This is a genomic window from Enterobacter sp. K16B (genome assembly GCF_020216105.1).
In the GTDB taxonomy this organism is placed as follows: Bacteria; Pseudomonadota; Gammaproteobacteria; order Enterobacterales; family Enterobacteriaceae; genus Enterobacter; species Enterobacter sichuanensis.
The window spans coordinates 21,578-39,392 of the sequence record NZ_JAIWJZ010000130.1 but is presented as its reverse complement, the minus strand read 5'-3'; the positions used below and the strand labels follow the sequence as shown (position 1 = coordinate 39,392).

Below are 17,815 nucleotides of genomic sequence, written 5' to 3'. Positions count from 1 at the left end.
TGACGAAAGGGTTAACGCGAGAGATACGATGGGATAAAAAAAGGGCCAGCCTTTCGGCCAGCCCTTTCTAACAGGATGTCGCTTAAGCGAATCTTAGTTCAGACGCTCTTTAATACGAGCAGACTTACCAGTACGCTCACGCAGGTAGTACAGTTTAGCTTTACGTACAGCACCACGACGTTTAACAGCAATGCTGTCAACTACCGGAGAGTGAGTCTGGAAGACACGCTCAACGCCTTCGCCGTTGGAAATTTTACGAACAGTGAATGCAGAGTGCAGACCGCGGTTACGAATAGCGATAACCACGCCCTCGAATGCCTGCAGACGTTTTTTGGAACCTTCAACAACCCATACTTTCACTTCCACGGTGTCACCTGGACGGAAGGAAGGTACGTCCTGCTTCATCTGCTCTTGTTCAAGTTGCTTAATAATGTTGCTCATAATTTAATCTCTTATCCTGGGTAAACTGATATTCGGGTGCGTATTACGCATTCCCATCATGTTCATGCTGCTGTTGCGCGTGTTCAGTTTTGAACTCGGCCAGCAACTTTGCTTGCTCTTCAGTCAGAGCCAGGTTTTCCAGAAGTTCAGGTCTTCTAAGCCAGGTTCGGCCCAGCGACTGCTTCAAACGCCAGCGACGTATCTCGGCATGGTTTCCAGACAGTAACACTGCCGGTACTTCCATCCCTTCTAACACTTCAGGACGAGTATAGTGTGGACAGTCCAGCAATCCATCGGCAAAGGAATCTTCCGTTGCCGAAGCTTCATGGCCCAGAACACCCGGAATGAACCGGGCGACAGAGTCAATCAGCGTCATTGCGGGTAACTCACCACCGCTGAGAACGTAATCGCCGATAGACCATTCTTCGTCAATCTCGGTTTGAATTACGCGCTCATCTATCCCTTCGTAGCGACCACAGACCAGAATCAGCTTTTGATTCGTCGCCAGTTCGCTCACGCCCGCTTGATCAAGCTTGCGTCCCTGAGGTGACAGATAAATCACCTTTGCGCCTTCACCTGCCGCGGCTTTTGCTGTGTGAATGGCGTCCCGTAAGGGTTGCACCATCATTAACATCCCCGGTCCGCCGCCGTAAGGACGATCGTCCACGGTACGGTGCCGGTCATGAGTAAAGTCACGAGGACTCCAGCTCTGGATGCTCAGCAGGCCATTCTTTACTGCCCGGCCAGTTACCCCGTAATCGGTAATCGCGCGGAACATTTCAGGAAACAGGCTAATTATGCCAATCCACATAGCGCCGTCTTTTACCGTTTATCCGGAGAATTTAAAAACCAGGATCCCAATCTACTTCAATGGTTTGAGTAGTGAGATCGACTTTCTTGATAACCTGTCCATCGAGGAACGGGACCAACCGCTCCTTGATGCCAAATGCATCTTTCAGGTTTGCCTTAATGACGAGAACGTCATTTGACCCGGTTTCCATCATGTCGATGACTTTCCCCAGGCTGTAGCCTTCAGTGGTCACTACCTGGCAGCCCATAAGGTCTTTCCAGTAGTAGTCACCCTCTTCAAGCTCCGGCAACTGCGACGAATCCACGACAATTTCACAATTAGTCAGCGCATTCGCGGCATCACGATCATCAACGCCTTTCAGCTTGATGATGATGTCCTGATTGTGGTGACGCCAGCTTTCCAGCTCGACCTCTTCCCACTTACCGCCTTTCTGGATAAACCAGGGCTGGTAATTAAAAATGCTATCAGCGTCTTCAGTGGAGGAAAACACTCTGAGCCAACCACGGATACCGTAGCAAGAACCCATTTTTCCCAATACAATCGGTTCAACAGGTGCTTTATTGCTCATCATGACCACCGTGACAGATTAAGCTGCTTTGTTTGCTGCTTTGATCAGCGTAGCAACGCGATCGGAAACAGTAGCGCCCTGGCCAACCCAGTGAGCGATACGATCCAGATCCAGACGAGTTTCTTCTTCTGCGCCAGCGGCCAGTGGGTTGAAGAAACCAACGCGCTCGATGAAGCGACCGTTGCGTGCATTACGGCTGTCAGTCACAACAACCTGGTAGAACGGACGCTTTTTAGCGCCGTGACGTGCTAAACGAATAGTTACCATAACATCCTCTTGTGTGAATAAAACAACCGGGCCCCATCGAGGAACGGAGCCCGGGTGTCATATTAAAAGCCCGAAAATTTTACTCATTTTCGGGCAAAAAGCAATCTCAAAAGCGATTAACGCCCTGGAAAACCGGGAGGCATCATCCCTTTCATGCCGCGCATCATCTTCGCCATGCCGCCTTTCTTCATTTTCTTCATCATGCGCTGCATGTCGTCGAACTGTTTCAGAAGACGGTTAACGTCCTGCACCTGCATGCCGCAACCGGCTGCGATACGGCGTTTGCGGGAACCTTTGATGATATCCGGGTTAGCGCGTTCCTTGAGGGTCATCGAGTTGATGATCGCCTCCATCCGCACCAGCACCTTGTCATCCATCTGCGCTTTCACGTTGTCCGGGATCTGGCCCATGCCTGGCAGTTTGCCCATCAGGCTTGCCATGCCACCCATGTTTTTCATCTGACGCAGCTGCTCAAGGAAGTCGGTCAGATCGAAACCATCACCTTTTTTCAGCTTGCTGGCCAGCTTCTCAGCCTGCGCGCGGTCAACCTTGCTCTCGATATCTTCGATCAGCGACAGCACGTCGCCCATGCCGAGGATACGGGAGGCAATACGATCCGGATGGAACGGCTCCAGCGCTTCGGTTTTTTCGCCCACGCCGAGGAATTTGATCGGCTTACCGGTGATATGACGAATGGAGAGAGCCGCACCGCCGCGGGCGTCACCGTCCACTTTGGTCAGCACCACGCCGGTTAACGGCAGGGCTTCGTTAAACGCTTTTGCGGTATTCGCCGCATCCTGACCGGTCATGGCGTCAACAACAAACAGAGTCTCTACCGGGTTAATAGAGGCATGCACCTGTTTGATCTCGTCCATCATCGCTTCGTCAACGTGCAGACGACCGGCTGTATCCACCAGCAGCACGTCGTAGAATTTCAGCTTCGCCTCTTTCAGCGCCGCGTTAACGATATCGACAGGTTTCTGGGCGACGTCTGACGGGAAGAAATCCACGCCGACCTGCTCAGCCAGGGTTTCCAGCTGCTTGATCGCCGCCGGGCGGTAGACGTCCGCAGACACCACCAGCACTTTCTTCTTGTGCTTCTCACGCAGGAATTTCCCCAGCTTACCGACGCTGGTGGTTTTACCCGCACCCTGCAGGCCCGCCATCAGCACCACGGCCGGTGGCTGAGCCGCCAGGTTCAGGACCTGGTTCTCTTCGCCCATCGCCGAAACCAGTTCGTTACGAACGATTTTGACGAACTCCTGACCCGGGGTCAGGCTCTTGTTAACTTCATGACCAACCGCCTTCTCTTTAACGCGGTTGATAAAATCACGAACAACCGGCAACGCGACGTCTGCTTCCAGCAGCGCCATGCGCACTTCGCGCAGCGTTTCCTTGATGTTGTCTTCGGTAAGGCGTCCGCGGCCGCTGATGTTGCGCAGCGTGCGCGACAAACGATCGGTTAAATTATCAAACATTGTCTCTCGCCTGAGTAGAAACGTTGGGCCGCCATGAGCGACACATACACAGAATTTTGCCGGAGTATAACATGAAGGCGCCTTTGTTGTTATGCAACGGTTGGAGCAGGCGTCACGTAACGTTATACTGCTTCTCTTTCTTATTAAGACAACTGTCGATGCCTATATGCCTGTTTTCGCACTGATCGCCCTTGTTGCCTACTCTGTCAGCCTCGCGCTGATCATTCCCGGACTGCTGCAAAAAAACAGCGGCTGGCGGCGCATGGCTATTCTTTCGGCGGTGATCGCACTGATTAGCCACGCGTTTGCGCTGGAATCACGCATTATCCCCGGCGACGGCAGCGTGCAAAACCTGAGCGTCCTCAACGTCGGCTCGCTGGTCAGCCTGATGATCTGTACGGTGATGACCATCGTGGCCTCTAAAAATCGCGGCTGGCTGCTGCTGCCGATTGTGTATACCTTCGCGCTGATCAATCTGGCCTTAGCCACCTTTATGCCTAATGAGTTCATTACCCATCTGGAGGCGACGCCAGGGATGCTGGTGCATATCGGCCTGTCGCTCTTTGCCTATGCGACGCTGATCATCGCCGCGCTCTACGCCATGCAACTCGCCTGGATTGACTACCAACTGAAAAACAAAAAGCTGGCGTTTAACCATGAGATGCCGCCGCTGATGGTGATTGAGCGTAAAATGTTCCACATCACCCAGGTGGGCGTGGTGCTGCTGACCCTGACGCTCTGCACGGGTCTGTTTTATATGAAGAACCTGTTCAGCGTGGAGAATATCGATAAAGCGGTGCTCTCCATCATTGCCTGGTTTGTCTATATTGTCCTGTTATGGGGCCATTATCATGAAGGCTGGCGCGGTCGCCGCGTGGTCTGGTTCAACGTCGCGGGTGCGGGCATTCTCACCCTTGCCTATTTTGGCAGCCGCTTCATACAGCAATTTGCTGGCTAAGAAACAAAGGAGTTCCCCCTGGAACACATCTCTACCACCACGCTGATCGTTATCCTGATCGTCATGGTGGTCATCTCCGCCTATTTCTCCGGCTCGGAAACCGGCATGATGACCTTAAACCGCTACCGGTTACGTCATCGTGCTAAACAGGGTAACCGTGCCGCACGTCGCGTTGAAAAGCTGCTCCGCAAGCCGGATCGCCTGATTAGCCTGGTGCTTATCGGCAACAACCTCGTCAACATTCTGGCCTCTGCCCTCGGCACCATCGTCGGGATGCGCCTGTACGGCAACGCCGGGGTGGCGATTGCCACCGGCGTGCTGACGTTTGTGGTGCTGGTGTTTGCCGAAGTGCTGCCGAAAACCATCGCCGCGCTTTACCCGGAGAAGGTCGCCTACCCGAGCAGCTTCCTGCTGGCACCGCTGCAGATCCTGATGATGCCGCTGGTCTGGCTGCTGAACATGGTGACGCGCGTCCTGATGCGGATGGTGGGGATCAAAGCCGATGTCACCATCAGCAGCGCGCTCAGCAAAGAAGAGCTGCGCACCATCGTGAACGAATCCCGCTCGCAGATCTCCCGACGTAACCAGGACATGCTCCTCTCGGTGCTGGATCTGGAAAAAGTGAGCGTGAACGACATCATGGTGCCGCGTAATGAAATCGTCGGTATCGACATCAATGATGACTGGAAAGCCATCGTCCGTCAGCTGACGCACTCGCCGCACGGGCGCATTGTCCTGTATCGCGACTCGCTGGATGACGCCATCAGCATGCTGCGCGTGCGCGAAGCCTACCGTCTGATGACCGAGAAAAAAGAGTTCACCAAAGAGGTGATGCTGCGCGCCGCCGACGAGATTTACTACGTGCCGGAAGGCACCCCGCTCAGCACGCAGCTGGTGAAATTCCAGCGAAACAAGAAGAAAGTTGGCCTGGTGGTCAATGAGTACGGCGACATTCAGGGCCTGGTGACGGTCGAAGATATTCTGGAAGAGATTGTCGGAGACTTTACCACCTCAATGTCCCCTTCCCTTGCGGAAGAAGTCACTCCGCAAAATGACGGCTCGGTACTGATTGACGGCAGCGCGAACATTCGCGAACTCAACAAAGCCTTTAACTGGCATCTGCCGGAAGATGAGGCTCGCACCATTAACGGGATGATTCTGGAAGCGCTGGAGGAGAACCCGGCGGCAGGCACGCGGGTGCGCATTGAGCAGTACGATATTGATATCCTGGACGTGCAGGACAATATGATTAAGCAGGTGAAGGTCCTGCCTGTAAAACCCCTGCGCGAAAGTATCGCAGAGTAAGGTTGTAGGCCGGGTGAGCGAAGCCGCCACCCGGCACTACGCGTGCGGCAAATTACGCTTTCGCTTTCGCCACGGTTACCATCGCAGCGCGAATGGTACGGCCGTTCAGGGTGTAGCCTTTCTGCATCACGCCCAGCACTTTACCGGCTTCAATCTCTTCAGATTCCACCATCGCAATCGCCTGGTGAACGTTTGGATCCAGCGGTACGTCGGTATCGGCAATCACTTCCACGCCAAACTTACGCACCACGTCGAGCATGGATTTCAGCGTCAGCTCGATGCCTTCGATCATCGCCGCGTTGTCCGGATTCGCTTTGTCAGCGACTTCCAGCGCGCGATCGAGGCTGTCGATCACCGGCAGCAGTTCGTTGACGAATTTCTCCAGCGCAAACTTGTGCGCCTTCTCAACGTCCTGCTCGGTACGACGACGCAGGTTTTCCATCTCCGCCTTGATGCGCAGAACACTGTCGCGTTCGCGATTCTGTGCTTCTACCAGCTGGGCTTCCAGATTCGCAATTTTTTCATCGCGCGGGTCCACCTGCTCAGCAGATGCGTCTGGCTCTACAGCCTCAACTTCATCGTGCTGTTCCGTGATAATTTCTTCAGGGGCTTGCCCCTCAGGCGTTTTCTGTTCTTTACTACTCATGAATTTCTCCGCGTTTTTCTGCATTCATCTCGCTAACTTCGCTTATTATGGGGATCAGTTTCCGGGATTCAAGGGAACAAGACAGATTGTCATCATTCATCAGGCACAAGGACCTCCAGAAAATGAATAATCATTTCAGGTGTATTGGGATCGTCGGGCATCCGCGTCACCCTACCGCATTGACGACACATGAAATGTTGTATCGCTGGTTGTGTAGCAAAGGCTATGAAGTGATGGTCGAGCAGCAGATTGCCCAGGAGCTGCAGCTGAAGAGCGTCAAAACTGGCACGCTGGCGGAAATTGGCCAACAGGCCGACCTCGCCGTGGTGGTAGGCGGCGACGGCAATATGCTCGGCGCGGCCCGCACGCTGGCGCGGTATGACATCAAGGTCATCGGCATCAACCGTGGCAATCTCGGCTTTCTCACCGACCTCGACCCGGACAATGCGCAGCAGCAGCTGGCCGACGTGCTGGAAGGCCACTATATCAGTGAAAAGCGCTTTTTACTGGAAGCGCAGGTGTGCCAGCAGGACTGCCAGAAACGCATCAGCACCGCGATTAACGAGGTGGTCCTCCACCCCGGTAAAGTAGCGCACATGATTGAATTCGAGGTTTATATCGATGAAATCTTTGCCTTCTCCCAGCGTTCTGACGGGCTGATTATCTCCACCCCGACCGGCTCAACCGCCTACTCGCTTTCTGCCGGCGGGCCGATCCTGACCCCGTCTCTGGATGCCATTACCCTGGTGCCGATGTTCCCGCACACGCTCTCTGCCCGGCCGCTGGTCATCAACGGCGACAGCACGATACGTCTGCGGTTCTCGCACCGGCGTAACGACCTGGAGATCAGCTGCGACAGCCAGATAGCGCTGCCAATCCAGGAGGGGGAAGACGTCCTTATTCGCCGGTGTGATTACCATCTGAATCTCATTCACCCGAAAGATTACAGCTATTTCAACACATTAAGCTCGAAGCTTGGCTGGTCAAAAAAATTGTTCTGATTTTGCATCCAGCACTTTACTGTATATAAAACCAGTTTATACTGTATGAAAACACAGTTATGGTTTTTCATACAGGAAAACAATTATGCTGGCACAACTGACCATCAGCAACTTTGCCATTGTTCGTGAGCTTGAGATCGATTTCCACAGCGGCATGACGGCGATCACCGGGGAAACCGGTGCTGGTAAATCCATTGCCATTGATGCCCTCGGCTTGTGCCTTGGCGGCCGTGCAGAGGGCGACATGGTGCGCATGGGCGCGAACCGTGCCGACCTGTGCGCCCGCTTCTCCCTGAAAGACACCCCTGCAGCCCAGCGCTGGCTGGAACAGAACCAGCTTGAAGATGGACGTGAGTGTTTACTTCGCCGCGTGATCAGCAGCGACGGTCGCTCCCGTGGCTTTATCAACGGCACGGCGGTTCCGCTTTCCCAGCTGCGCGAACTCGGCCAACTGCTTATCCAGATCCACGGTCAGCACGCGCATCAGCAATTGGTTAAACCCGAACAGCAGAAAGCGCTGCTGGACGGCTATGCGGGTGAGTACGCGCTTACTCAACTGATGGCGGAGCACTATCGCCAGTGGCATCAAAGCTGCCGGGAACTTGCCCAGCATCAACAGCAAAGCCAGGAGCGTGCCGCACGTGCGGAGCTGCTGGAATACCAGCTGAAAGAGCTGAACGAATTTAACCCGCAGGCGGGTGAGTTTGAGCAAATCGACGAAGAGTACAAACGCCTGGCGAACAGCGGCCACCTGCTCTCAACCAGCCAGAATGCGCTCAACCTGCTGGCGGATGGCGAAGACGTGAACCTGCAGAGCCAGTTGTATAACGTCCGTCAGTTGCTTACCGAACTGGTCGGCATGGACAGCAAACTTTCTGGCGTCCTGGATATGCTGGAAGAGGCTGCCATTCAGATCTCCGAAGCCGGTGACGAACTGCGCCACTACTGTGAGCGTCTCGATCTCGACCCGAACCGTCTGTTTGAGCTGGAGCAGCGCATCTCCCGTCAGATCTCGCTTGCACGCAAGCATCACGTCACGCCGGAAGAGCTGCCGGGCTACTATCAGTCTCTGCTGGAAGAGCAGCAGCAGCTTGACGATCAGGCTGACTCCCTGGAAACCCTCTCTCTGGCAGTGAGCCTGCACCATGAACAGGCGCTGGCGACAGCGCAAAAGCTGCACGACATCCGTCAGCATTACGCTCAGGAGCTGAGCCAGCACATCACGGACAGCATGCACACGCTGGCGATGCCGCACGGCATCTTCACCATTGATGTTCGCTTCGAAGAAAACCACCTGACGGCAGAAGGTGCGGATCGCATCGAATTCCGCGTCACCACCAACCCGGGGCAGCCGCTGCAGGCAATCTCCAAAGTGGCCTCCGGCGGTGAACTGTCGCGTATTGCGCTGGCAATTCAGGTGATTACCGCGCGTAAAATGGAAACCCCGGCGCTGATTTTCGATGAAGTGGATGTCGGGATCAGTGGCCCAACGGCGGCGGTGGTCGGTAAACTGCTGCGCCAGTTAGGCGAATCAACGCAGGTGATGTGTGTCACCCACCTGCCGCAGGTAGCGGGCTGTGGACATCATCACTTTATCGTTAGCAAGGAAACCGACGGCGAGATGACCGAAACGCACATGAAGCCGCTGGATAAACGTGCGCGTCTGCAGGAGCTGGCGCGCCTGCTCGGCGGCAGCGAAGTGACGCGTAATACGCTCGCGAACGCGAAAGAACTGCTGGCGGCATAAACTTTTTCGGGATCTCAGGGTCATACAGAACAACAAAAACGCCGCCAGACCGGTTTCAAAGTGGGGCAAGGTCTATTATCATCGGCATATTACATATGAGCCGCGTTCTGCTCGGGCCCGAAAAGGAATCAAATCATTATGCGTTGTAAAATGCTGACCGCTGCCGCAGCGGTTCTTCTGATGTTGACCGCAGGCTGTTCCACTCTGGAGAAAGTGGTTTACCGTCCTGACATCAACCAGGGGAACTACCTTACCCCTAACGATGTGTCCAAAATCCGTGTGGGGATGACACAACAGCAGGTCGCTTATGCACTGGGAACCCCGATGATGTCCGATCCGTTCGGCACTAACACCTGGTTCTATGTCTTCCGTCAGAAGCCGGGCCATGAAGATGCAACCCAGCAGACCCTGACGCTGACCTTCAGCAGCGCTGGTGTGTTGACTAACATCGACAATAAGCCTGCCCTGACCAAATAACACGGTGTCAGAAATGCAAAAAGGTGCTCATTGAGCACCTTTTTTGTGTCTGAACACTTGCGCAGAATCGTAGCCCCGGTAAGCGCAGCGCCACCGGGGAAAGAAACCGCTACTTACCAGATTTCTCCGCACGCTGGCGACGCAGCTCTTTCGGGTCGGCAATCAGCGGACGATAAATCTCCACCCGGTCACCCTCTTTCAGCACATCTCCCAGCTTCACCGGACGGCTGTAAATTCCGACCTTATTTTTCGCCAGGTCGATATCGCTGCGAAGCTCAAGGATGCCGGAAGCACGGATAGCCGCTTCGACGGTCGCGCCCTCTTCCAGCGACACGCGCTGCAGGTACTGCTTCTCCGGCAACGCATACACCACTTCTACCGCAATCTTATGCGACACTGTAAACCTCTTTGGCGCGGGTGGTGAACGCCTGAACCATGTTCGAGGCCAGCTCTTTGAAGATGCGGCCAAACGCCAGCTCAATCAGCTTATTGGTAAACTCAAAGTCCAGATGGAACTCAATGCGACAGGCGTCAGCGCTCAGGGGCGTAAATTTCCAGCCTCCCATAAGCTTTTTAAACGGACCATCCACCAGATGCATCAAAATACTCTGATTGCTCGTCAGCGTATTACGGGTGGTGAACGTCTTGCTGATCCCCGCTTTGGAGACATCCACTGCCGCCGTCATCTGCGTCGGGCCGGACTCCAGAACGCGGCTCCCGGTGCATCCCGGAATAAACTCTGGATAAGACTGAACATCGTTCACTAACTGATACATTTGTTCCGCGCTGTAAGGCACAAGCGCAGTACGGCTAATCTGAGGCATAGCATTTCCCATGGTCACACAACGGACAAATAATAACATTTATCACCTGTTAAAAAAACGCTAAGCCTCATCTCGTGCTAAGATAGCGCGTTAGACCTCACAGGACGCAATGAGGTGACTTTTTGAAATCAGATTACCGACGGCTTTACGACACTTATGACGAAGAAAAAAGCACATAAACCAGGCTCGGCGACCATTGCGCTCAACAAGCGTGCTCGCCACGAGTATTTCATTGAAGAAGAATTCGAAGCGGGCCTTGCGTTGCAGGGCTGGGAAGTAAAATCGCTGCGCGCCGGAAAAGCCAACATCGGCGATAGCTACGTGATCCTGAAAGATGGCGAAGCCTTCCTGTTCGGTGCGACCTTTACGCCGCTGACCGTCGCCTCGTCACACTACGTGTGTGACCCAACGCGCACCCGTAAGCTGCTGCTGAACAAGCGTGAGCTGGAATCCCTTTACGGGCGCATTAACCGCGAAGGTTTCACCGTGGTCGCCCTGTCGCTGTACTGGAAAAACGCCTGGTGCAAAGTGAAAATTGGCGTCGCGAAAGGTAAAAAACAGCACGACAAACGTACTGACCTGAAAGAGCGCGAGTGGCAGCTCGACAAAGCGCGCATCATGAAAAACGCAGGACGTTGATTCTGCACACTTATTGTACTATTCAATAAGTTAGCGTTCCGGGCTGGTATCCAGGAAGTGAAATCTGGTATACTTAGTTCAACACTATTGGGGCTGATTCTGGATTCGACGGGATTTGCGAAACCCAAGGTGCATGCCGAGGGGCGGTTTGCCTCGTTAAAAGCCGCAAAAAAATAGTCGCAAACGACGAAAACTACGCTTTAGCAGCTTAATAACCTGCTCTGAGCCCTCTCTCCCTAGCTTCCGCTCTTAAGACGGGGATCAAAGAGAGGTCAAACCCAAAAGAGATCGCGTGGAAGCCCTGCCTGGGGTTGAAGCGTTAAAACTAATCAGGCTAGTTCGTTAGTGGCGTGTCTGTCCGCAGCTGGCGTGCGAATGTAAAGACAAACTAAGCATGTAGTACCGAGGATGTAGAAATTTCGGACGCGGGTTCAACTCCCGCCAGCTCCACCAAAATTCTCCATCGGCGATCACCAGAGTCGACTGATGAAGTCCTGAAAGCCCGCACGGCACAAGCCCTGCGGGCTTTTTTGTGTCTGTCCTTGTCCGAGAACATCCGACTAAATCCGGTGATTATTGGTATACGTTTAGGTATACGGTAGGATGTATACCTAAAAGCGTATACCAATTCATGAAGGAGCGGCCACACTGGCACGGACAACACGCCCCCTGACCAATACCGAAGTTCTTCGCGCTAGAGCGTTAGAGAAGGATCTAACGCTGCATGATGGCAATGGCCTTTTCCTGATAGTGAAAACTAGTTGAAAAAAGCTCTGGCGCTTTCGTTATCAACGTCCTGCGACAAAACAACGGACAATGATGGGGCTAGGTGCCTTCCCCGCCCTTTCGCTTGCCGATGCCCGAGGGTTAAGAGCGGATTAACTTGCCTTGTTAGCTAATGGTATCGACCCTCAAGTTCAAGCTGAAGTTGCAGAGGAAGAGCACCAAATCGCTCTGGACAGTATTTTTTCGACGGTCTCTGCTAACTGGTTCCAACTCAAAAGCAAAAGCGTTACTCCTGATTACGCAAAAGACATTTGGCGCTCACTGGAGAAAGATGTATTCCCTGCCATCGGTGAGATCCCTGTTCAGCAAATCAAAGCCCGTGCATTGGTTGAAACGCTTGAACCAATCAAAGCACGTGGAGCACTTGAGACAGTACGCCGGTTGGTGCAGCGCATTAATGAAATAATGATTTATGCCGTCAACACTGGTCTGATTGATGCGAATCCAGCATCAGGTGTTGGAATGGCCTTTGAGAAGCCCAAAAAGCAAAACATGCCGACACTTCAGCCAGAAGAATTACCAAAGCTGATGCGTTCTCTAGTGATGTCAAATCTGTCTGTCCCGACGCGCTGTCTCATTGAATGGCAGCTCCTGACTCTTGTGCGCCCTTCTGAAGCCTCCGGTACTCGGTGGGCAGAGATCGATTTCGAAGCAAAGCTCTGGACAATTCCAGCCGAACGGATGAAGGCTAAGCGGGAGCATATAGTTCTTCTATCTCTTCAGGCATTAGAGATTCTTGATGTGATGAAGCCTATCAGTGCTCATCGTGAACATGTTTTTCCGAGTCGGAATGACCCAAAGCAACCAATGAATAGCCAGACAGCAAATGCTGCTTTAAAAAGAATTGGATATGGGGTTAAATTAGTAGCACATGGTTTGCGCTCAATAGCGAGTACTGCAATGAATGAAGCTGGTTTGAATTCAGATGTGATTGAAGCAGCACTCGCTCATAGTGACAAAAATGAAGTTAGGAGAGCCTACAACCGTACAACATATTTGAATCAAAGAAAGGAAATAATGAGTTGGTGGGGAGATTCTATATACTCCTTATCATTTATAAAAAAGGGTATGTCATGAGTAAATTCCAAAAAATAGACTTAGCATATGACTTCTTAATTGAAAAAGAAAAACAAGGCGCAACCTTTAAATTGTCGGAGCTATCAGAAGCCAGCACATGGTCTTTGAAAACATGTTCAACACATATTTCAAAGAAGCTTAGCTCCTATTTTCAGAGGGAAGGAGACGACTATATAACTAATGGTCTTTTATTCTTAAGTAAAAACGACTTCAGAGCAGCCCTAAGCCAGATATCATCTCTAACCAATAATTACTCTAGAAAAGGAATTCTTTTAAATAAAGCTAAAGAGTTTGCAATACTCGCGGTTTCCACTTACAACAACCCGACTATAAAATTCAAAACATATGGATTTATAATCAACATGAATATAGCATTCACATCACTTTTTCATGCTATATTTGAAAAAAACGAGGTCGACTATTATCACAAAGATGGTGCAGGGAATACAATTTTCATCGATGGAGAAGAAAAAGCATGGGAATTAAAAGAATGCACAGAAAAATATTGGCCTGGGGTCAGCTCACCAATTAAATCTAACCTTCACTTCCTCATAGGCCTAAGAAACAAAATCGAGCATCGCTTTCTTCCTGTCATAGACTTAATGTGTAGCGGAGAATGTCAAGCTGCATTAACTAACTTTGAAAACATTATAACTAAAGAATTTGGTGATGAGCATGCATTATTAGTAAACCTTGCTGTATCTATGCAACTTAGTCGAGTATCTTCAGAAGCCAAAATAGAAGCATTAAAACAATTCCAATCACAGAATTACGCCGTAGTTAGGGAGTTCATGGAAGCACAACAACATGAATTAAGTGCAGAAGCATTAGAGAGCCAAGAGTACCGCATTAAAGCTTTTTTAATTCCAAAGATAGGAAATCATGCATCATCATCAGATCTATCTATTGAATTTGTTAATTTTAGAAAACTGAGCGATGAAGAAAAAGCACAGTATGAACAGGGCATAACATTTATAAAAGAAGTACGAAGCCCTTATATTCATAAACCATCAGATATTGTTTCAAAAGTAAAGGAAACTCATAACTTCTTCAATATGGCTTTACACACAAAGTGCTGGAAGTTCTTCGATGCCAGGCCAGTGGAAATGAATAATGACTACAAAGGAATATATTCAGGTTTTGTCTTAGGCTTCAACAATTATCTTTACTCTAACGATTGGGTATCATTTTTAAATGAACAACTTAGTAACAATGACACCCTACAACGCATCCGCGCCTCCTGAAGGAAATATATATGGCAAATTTTTTTCGTTTAGACAGGGATTGGGGATTCTTACAAGCTTTAGATGAGATAAACTCTCATTACAAGCCCGGAGGAATGGTCTCCGGAATGGCCAGGAATGTTCAGATACAAAATTGGGGAGTTCTTGTTGGAAGAACTCGTGCACTTGCTGAAGTTGAATTAGCGATATCCCTTGCTGGGTCAAAATCTAAACTATGTAGGATAATACAAATATCAGCCTCATCCCTTAATATGATGATTGATTTTTTCGAGAGTCTACCTAATGATATTAATAAGCAGGGAATCCAACAGGGAACATCCATATCCGGGCATTTATTACTTCGCCAGATTGGGAAAGGTGGGAATGCAGTAGTATGGAAAACAAGAACAACAAATAACAACCTGCATATAATGAAGATTGCTAAACGCAGTAAAGGAATAGCATTATCACGCTTTGATGATGAAATATCCACATTAAATAGAATCAAAGCCATAAAGAACAAGAACCTTCACACAATCCCTATCATTAATAGTTATAGAAGCTTGGACGATGATGGTTTTGCTTGGTTTACAATGCCAGAAGCCACCCCTCTGGAAAAAAACTTTGAAAAACACGCATCCACACCTCTAACCATATTAAAAGGCATGTTGGATGTCTGTAAGACAATTGAAATACTTCACGCCCAAGAAATTTACCATCGAGATATAAAACCAGATAACATACTTATCTATCAACATAAGTGGTCTCTTGGTGATTTTGGCATTGCCACTTTCCCCGATAAAGAAAAAATCACTAAAGAAGGTACCAAAATGGGTTCCCTGCATTACTACGCACCAGAAATGTTAAGCAGTTCTCAAGAAAATTCTGGTATGTATGCTGACATATACAGCTATGCAAAGTCATTATGGGCCTTATTAAGCGGAAATAAGTATCCTATTGCTGGGGAACTTAGATTAGACCGTCCAGAGGCAAAGTTATCTACTTACTGCATGTTGGATAAAATAGAGTTACTGGATGAAGTCATATCAGCTTGTACAAGCTATACACCAACAAACAGACCTTCAATATCAGAGATAAAAGCTGTAATTGAAAAGGTCCTAGAAAATAAATAACACATCAGCTCTGCGCGCAATGCTCTCCCCGCCACGCCTGCCCGCTTAAGGGGGCGTTTTTAATGCAGGCGCATGACCGGCCTCAGGGCGCGCCAGTGCTGACGCTGGCGGGAGATTCAGTGTCGGTAAAACGCATGCAAAACCATGCACCTTATGCATGCATGGCTTTAATACGTAAAAATGGCGGGATTTTCGGGGATTTTTAAGCGGGCTACTGCACAGCCAGTTCTACACGGCGGCGGGTGTAACTCAGGCTCTGTGCAGGTGTGAATTTTTCACGACTATCATCGCTCGAGGCCGCGTCAGGCCTGAATCCGATGGTCGTTAAAATGTCATTATCCTGCGCCGAATAATTAATTTTTTCTCCGGCGGCCAGCCAGACCTGCAGCGCCTCACGCAGATAGTCGAGTGAGTGCTGCATGGCGCAGCGCTGAACGGCGGAATGTTGCCCGGAATAATCCATCAGCTCAGGGGCAAGGGCGGCGGCCAGCTCCGCGCCGTGCGCCTGCATAAAATCGTTTGAACGGTCGCGGATGCTGATGCGCTGCACCTCCTCATGCGAGCGGATATCACGCCCGGCAGCCTGATTTATTTCCCACTTTTTAGCGTTCCGTTATCTGACGGACGGCCTCTTCCTAAATTCAGGTGTAAATCGTGGGGTGCCCATACGCTCCTCCTATGCTCAAACTATAGGGCAGGATCGTCTACCAGGGCGGGGTCAGTCCATAAGGCCAACTGATGTAAAATACAATTCGGTAGCTTGGCATGAAAACTGAGCAACCAGCTGCTGCCCATTCTTGCATACGACGGGCGGCGTTTTCTTCAGACAAATCCCCCTCGGAGAGATACAAAAATGCTTTCCATAGTACGGCTCGCATGTGATCGCTGGCCGCAACCTTAACCACACTGGACAGCCCACTATTGCTTATAACATATTCTCAGCCACCAAAACCGACACGTTGAACTACCGAGTCTCTATTAAAGTTGGAGTGCTAAAAATTGTTCTTAGGCGTCGCCAGCAAGTAAAGCATGGAGAAAAACAAGGATCCCCAATATACCGAGTCATATCGATAGGGATCAAAATTAATATGCAAAAAACCGCTTACAAATTCGTAGCCATTTGCAAAGATGTTTATCTGAAGGGATGCAATAGCGATTACAAATATCATATAAGCAATAAATAATGGATATTTATGAAGCCTGTTAACTTTTAACTTCCCCAGATAAAGCAAGAAGAAAACCACAATAGATACAATAAAATAGACCACAGCAGGCCAGACAGGAGGATAAAGCGAAAATTCCAAATCTTGTGGCATAATCAGTTCCCTTTAGTTATCTGGTACATCTGCCAACCTGTAATGCTACTACTGGTCGCATCCAGAGTGATTGCGGTTTTGGATGCCTCTTGCCAGCCTGGGTGGCGGCTAGCTCCACGCCGTGCGCCTGCATAAAATCATTTAATCGGTCGCGGATGCTGATGCGCTGTACCTCTTTATGCAAGCGGATATAACACCCTACAGCCTGCATTATGTTCCATTATTCACACCGATAATCTCGCGCAGCGTTTGCTTGCTCCGGCCTCTGTAGCCATCACTCGCAAGCAATAACCTGGCAGCATTATTCTCCCCCGAAAGGGCTGATAATGGCACGGTTTATCCGGTCGTATCGTTAAAAAAGCCAGCGACCCGCATTCGCCGATTCAATAAGCATACTCACTGTCAACGGTTCGGGCGCATGATGATCGGTTCTAAGATAGCGGGGCAATATCGCATTTGGCAGGAAGCGAATCCCCTCATTTGGGAAGTAACGATTAAAGACGAAGCCAGACATATCCACATCCAGACTTTCTGAATATTCCTTAAGGAAATCAGTCATATCTTCCGGCAGTACACTTAGTTTCCCTGTGCTTACAGAGGTATCGTCCGCCATTTCCCAGAAGTGTTTTTTAATGAGTTCCCTGACGAGTGCGGCTTTGTCTGTCATTACCTTTCTCCAGGCCCAACGATAAGCTGATAACGGTGGATAACGTTATGGGTGATCATAGCAAGGTCATAGGCCGTCAGTACGGCACCAACCCAAGGGAGCCATCTCCCGATGTATGCCCCTATACTGGTTGTGTATGCCCATTCGCCACGTAAGCGTTTTGCCCAGGTGATGGTTCTACGGCCCTGCTTAAAACGCTGTCGGATAAGCGTACGAAGCCCAAGAGAAAGCGGGCTTGTTCCCCTGGTTGCAGCACCTGCCCCCAGTTTCCCGCTAACAGGGATTACCGGCAAGCTGACCAACATGGAAGCAATTGCCAGCAAGTCAATCACATCATTAAACTGCTTTTTAAATTCATCCAGAAGAAGCCAGTAAAGTAGCTCCTCTTTATCGACGCTCATTCCATCAAAGAAGTATGTTCCGTTTAACTGTTCGGTCGTATCCATAACCT

Annotated in this window: 19 protein-coding genes, 1 other RNA gene and 3 pseudogenes; 10 read left to right on the top strand and 13 right to left on the bottom strand. The window is 50.5% G+C overall.

Annotated elements, in window-relative coordinates; genetic code table 11:
* Positions 1–93: 93 nt before the first annotated feature.
* The 5 genes from rplS to ffh form a co-directional block, all read right to left on the bottom strand.
* Complete coding sequence (gene rplS, locus LDK53_RS20280; RefSeq protein ID WP_002914145.1) at positions 94–441, bottom strand: 50S ribosomal protein L19; 348 nt, start codon at positions 439–441, stop codon at positions 94–96.
* Between the two features lie 43 nt (positions 442–484).
* Positions 485–1,252, bottom strand: coding sequence for a tRNA (guanosine(37)-N1)-methyltransferase TrmD (gene trmD / locus LDK53_RS20275; protein WP_008502493.1), 768 nt, complete (start codon positions 1,250–1,252; stop codon positions 485–487).
* Positions 1,253–1,283: 31 nt separating this feature from the next.
* The gene (gene rimM, locus LDK53_RS20270) at positions 1,284–1,823 is read right to left on the bottom strand and encodes a ribosome maturation factor RimM (RefSeq protein WP_032672618.1); all 540 of its coding nucleotides are present in this window, start codon (positions 1,821–1,823) and stop codon (positions 1,284–1,286) included.
* A gap of 15 nt (positions 1,824–1,838) precedes the next feature.
* Positions 1,839–2,087: a 30S ribosomal protein S16 gene (gene rpsP, locus LDK53_RS20265; RefSeq protein WP_003863133.1), complete on the bottom strand. Its 249-nt coding sequence runs from the start codon at positions 2,085–2,087 to the stop codon at positions 1,839–1,841.
* A gap of 116 nt (positions 2,088–2,203) precedes the next feature.
* A complete protein-coding gene (gene ffh, locus LDK53_RS20260; protein ID WP_008502496.1) occupies positions 2,204–3,565 on the bottom strand; it encodes a signal recognition particle protein in 1,362 nt (453 codons plus the stop codon).
* Between the two features lie 166 nt (positions 3,566–3,731).
* Here ffh and LDK53_RS20255 point away from each other — a divergent pair, with 166 nt between their 5' ends.
* Positions 3,732–4,523, top strand: coding sequence for an inner membrane protein YpjD (locus tag LDK53_RS20255; RefSeq protein ID WP_032623031.1), 792 nt, complete (start codon positions 3,732–3,734; stop codon positions 4,521–4,523).
* A gap of 18 nt (positions 4,524–4,541) precedes the next feature.
* Positions 4,542–5,828 carry an HlyC/CorC family transporter gene (locus tag LDK53_RS20250; RefSeq protein ID WP_225287918.1) on the top strand — a complete coding sequence of 429 codons (1,287 nt, stop codon included), beginning with the start codon at positions 4,542–4,544 and terminating at the stop codon, positions 5,826–5,828.
* Positions 5,829–5,880: 52 nt separating this feature from the next.
* Here LDK53_RS20250 and grpE read toward each other — a convergent pair whose 3' ends face one another.
* The gene (gene grpE, locus LDK53_RS20245) at positions 5,881–6,474 is read right to left on the bottom strand and encodes a nucleotide exchange factor GrpE (protein WP_008502499.1); all 594 of its coding nucleotides are present in this window, start codon (positions 6,472–6,474) and stop codon (positions 5,881–5,883) included.
* 122 nt (positions 6,475–6,596) lie between these two features.
* Here grpE and nadK point away from each other — a divergent pair, with 122 nt between their 5' ends.
* The 3 genes from nadK (at position 6,597) to bamE (ending at position 9,699) form a co-directional block, all read left to right on the top strand.
* Positions 6,597–7,475: an NAD(+) kinase gene (nadK, locus tag LDK53_RS20240; protein WP_008502500.1), complete on the top strand. Its 879-nt coding sequence runs from the start codon at positions 6,597–6,599 to the stop codon at positions 7,473–7,475.
* 85 nt (positions 7,476–7,560) lie between these two features.
* Positions 7,561–9,222: a DNA repair protein RecN gene (gene recN, locus LDK53_RS20235; RefSeq protein WP_025759266.1), complete on the top strand. Its 1,662-nt coding sequence runs from the start codon at positions 7,561–7,563 to the stop codon at positions 9,220–9,222.
* 138 nt (positions 9,223–9,360) lie between these two features.
* Positions 9,361–9,699 (top strand): outer membrane protein assembly factor BamE, encoded by a 339-nt coding sequence (gene bamE, locus LDK53_RS20230; protein ID WP_008502502.1) that lies wholly within the window; start codon positions 9,361–9,363, stop codon positions 9,697–9,699.
* A gap of 109 nt (positions 9,700–9,808) precedes the next feature.
* Here bamE and LDK53_RS20225 read toward each other — a convergent pair whose 3' ends face one another.
* A complete protein-coding gene (locus tag LDK53_RS20225; protein ID WP_095450552.1) occupies positions 9,809–10,096 on the bottom strand; it encodes an RnfH family protein in 288 nt (95 codons plus the stop codon).
* Complete coding sequence (locus tag LDK53_RS20220) at positions 10,086–10,523, bottom strand: type II toxin-antitoxin system RatA family toxin (protein WP_003863117.1); 438 nt, start codon at positions 10,521–10,523, stop codon at positions 10,086–10,088. Before LDK53_RS20220 ends, LDK53_RS20225 begins: the two co-directional genes overlap by 11 nt.
* A 156-nt stretch (positions 10,524–10,679) precedes the next feature.
* On the opposite strand from LDK53_RS20220, the gene smpB reads away from it, so the two are divergent.
* The 5 genes and pseudogenes from smpB to LDK53_RS20195 all read left to right on the top strand — a co-directional run bounded on the left by smpB (position 10,680) and on the right by LDK53_RS20195 (position 15,381).
* Positions 10,680–11,162 (top strand): SsrA-binding protein SmpB, encoded by a 483-nt coding sequence (smpB, locus tag LDK53_RS20215; RefSeq protein WP_225287911.1) that lies wholly within the window; start codon positions 10,680–10,682, stop codon positions 11,160–11,162.
* An 89-nt stretch (positions 11,163–11,251) separates the two neighbouring features.
* Positions 11,252–11,615, top strand: a transfer-messenger RNA (tmRNA) gene (gene ssrA, locus LDK53_RS20210).
* A 195-nt stretch (positions 11,616–11,810) separates the two neighbouring features.
* Positions 11,811–13,025: pseudogene (locus LDK53_RS20205) on the top strand (integrase domain-containing protein).
* Positions 13,022–14,269 carry a DUF3644 domain-containing protein gene (locus LDK53_RS20200; RefSeq protein ID WP_225287910.1) on the top strand — a complete coding sequence of 416 codons (1,248 nt, stop codon included), beginning with the start codon at positions 13,022–13,024 and terminating at the stop codon, positions 14,267–14,269. The pseudogene LDK53_RS20205 and the gene LDK53_RS20200 overlap by 4 nt, the downstream one beginning before the upstream one ends.
* Before the next feature lie 11 nt (positions 14,270–14,280).
* The gene (locus LDK53_RS20195; protein ID WP_225287909.1) at positions 14,281–15,381 is read left to right on the top strand and encodes a protein kinase domain-containing protein; all 1,101 of its coding nucleotides are present in this window, start codon (positions 14,281–14,283) and stop codon (positions 15,379–15,381) included.
* Positions 15,382–15,592: 211 nt separating this feature from the next.
* On the opposite strand, the pseudogene LDK53_RS20190 reads toward LDK53_RS20195, so the two are convergent.
* From LDK53_RS20190 to LDK53_RS20170, 5 genes and pseudogenes are all read right to left on the bottom strand, one after another.
* Positions 15,593–15,991 (bottom strand): annotated as a pseudogene (locus LDK53_RS20190) (phage polarity suppression protein); the annotation flags it as partial.
* Between the two features lie 382 nt (positions 15,992–16,373).
* A complete protein-coding gene (locus LDK53_RS20185) occupies positions 16,374–16,697 on the bottom strand; it encodes a hypothetical protein (protein ID WP_225287908.1) in 324 nt (107 codons plus the stop codon).
* Positions 16,698–16,791: 94 nt separating this feature from the next.
* Positions 16,792–16,952, bottom strand: a pseudogene (locus LDK53_RS20180) (phage polarity suppression protein); the annotation flags it as partial.
* A gap of 97 nt (positions 16,953–17,049) precedes the next feature.
* Positions 17,050–17,364 carry a DUF1493 family protein gene (locus LDK53_RS20175; protein WP_225287907.1) on the bottom strand — a complete coding sequence of 105 codons (315 nt, stop codon included), beginning with the start codon at positions 17,362–17,364 and terminating at the stop codon, positions 17,050–17,052.
* Positions 17,364–17,810 (bottom strand): STM2901 family protein, encoded by a 447-nt coding sequence (locus LDK53_RS20170; protein ID WP_225287906.1) that lies wholly within the window; start codon positions 17,808–17,810, stop codon positions 17,364–17,366. Before LDK53_RS20170 ends, LDK53_RS20175 begins: the two co-directional genes overlap by 1 nt.
* Between the last annotated feature and the right edge of the window lie 5 nt (positions 17,811–17,815).

What these genes read in the sequence shown, in the direction of transcription:
- rplS (WP_002914145.1), bottom strand. Translation starts at nt 441, where the DNA reads ATGAGCAACATTATTAAGCAACTTGAACAAGAGCAGATGAAGCAGGAC.
- trmD (WP_008502493.1), bottom strand. Translation starts at nt 1,252, where the DNA reads ATGTGGATTGGCATAATTAGCCTGTTTCCTGAAATGTTCCGCGCGATT.
- rimM (WP_032672618.1), bottom strand. Translation starts at nt 1,823, where the DNA reads ATGATGAGCAATAAAGCACCTGTTGAACCGATTGTATTGGGAAAAATG.
- rpsP (WP_003863133.1), bottom strand. Translation starts at nt 2,087, where the DNA reads ATGGTAACTATTCGTTTAGCACGTCACGGCGCTAAAAAGCGTCCGTTC.
- ffh (WP_008502496.1), bottom strand. Translation starts at nt 3,565, where the DNA reads ATGTTTGATAATTTAACCGATCGTTTGTCGCGCACGCTGCGCAACATC.
- LDK53_RS20255 (WP_032623031.1), top strand. Translation starts at nt 3,732, where the DNA reads ATGCCTGTTTTCGCACTGATCGCCCTTGTTGCCTACTCTGTCAGCCTC.
- grpE (WP_008502499.1), bottom strand. Translation starts at nt 6,474, where the DNA reads ATGAGTAGTAAAGAACAGAAAACGCCTGAGGGGCAAGCCCCTGAAGAA.
- nadK (WP_008502500.1), top strand. Translation starts at nt 6,597, where the DNA reads ATGAATAATCATTTCAGGTGTATTGGGATCGTCGGGCATCCGCGTCAC.
- recN (WP_025759266.1), top strand. Translation starts at nt 7,561, where the DNA reads ATGCTGGCACAACTGACCATCAGCAACTTTGCCATTGTTCGTGAGCTT.
- bamE (WP_008502502.1), top strand. Translation starts at nt 9,361, where the DNA reads ATGCGTTGTAAAATGCTGACCGCTGCCGCAGCGGTTCTTCTGATGTTG.
- LDK53_RS20220 (WP_003863117.1), bottom strand. Translation starts at nt 10,523, where the DNA reads ATGCCTCAGATTAGCCGTACTGCGCTTGTGCCTTACAGCGCGGAACAA.
- smpB (WP_225287911.1), top strand. Translation starts at nt 10,680, where the DNA reads ATGACGAAGAAAAAAGCACATAAACCAGGCTCGGCGACCATTGCGCTC.
- LDK53_RS20200 (WP_225287910.1), top strand. Translation starts at nt 13,022, where the DNA reads ATGAGTAAATTCCAAAAAATAGACTTAGCATATGACTTCTTAATTGAA.
- LDK53_RS20195 (WP_225287909.1), top strand. Translation starts at nt 14,281, where the DNA reads ATGGCAAATTTTTTTCGTTTAGACAGGGATTGGGGATTCTTACAAGCT.
- LDK53_RS20185 (WP_225287908.1), bottom strand. Translation starts at nt 16,697, where the DNA reads ATGCCACAAGATTTGGAATTTTCGCTTTATCCTCCTGTCTGGCCTGCT.
- LDK53_RS20175 (WP_225287907.1), bottom strand. Translation starts at nt 17,364, where the DNA reads ATGACAGACAAAGCCGCACTCGTCAGGGAACTCATTAAAAAACACTTC.
- LDK53_RS20170 (WP_225287906.1), bottom strand. Translation starts at nt 17,810, where the DNA reads ATGGATACGACCGAACAGTTAAACGGAACATACTTCTTTGATGGAATG.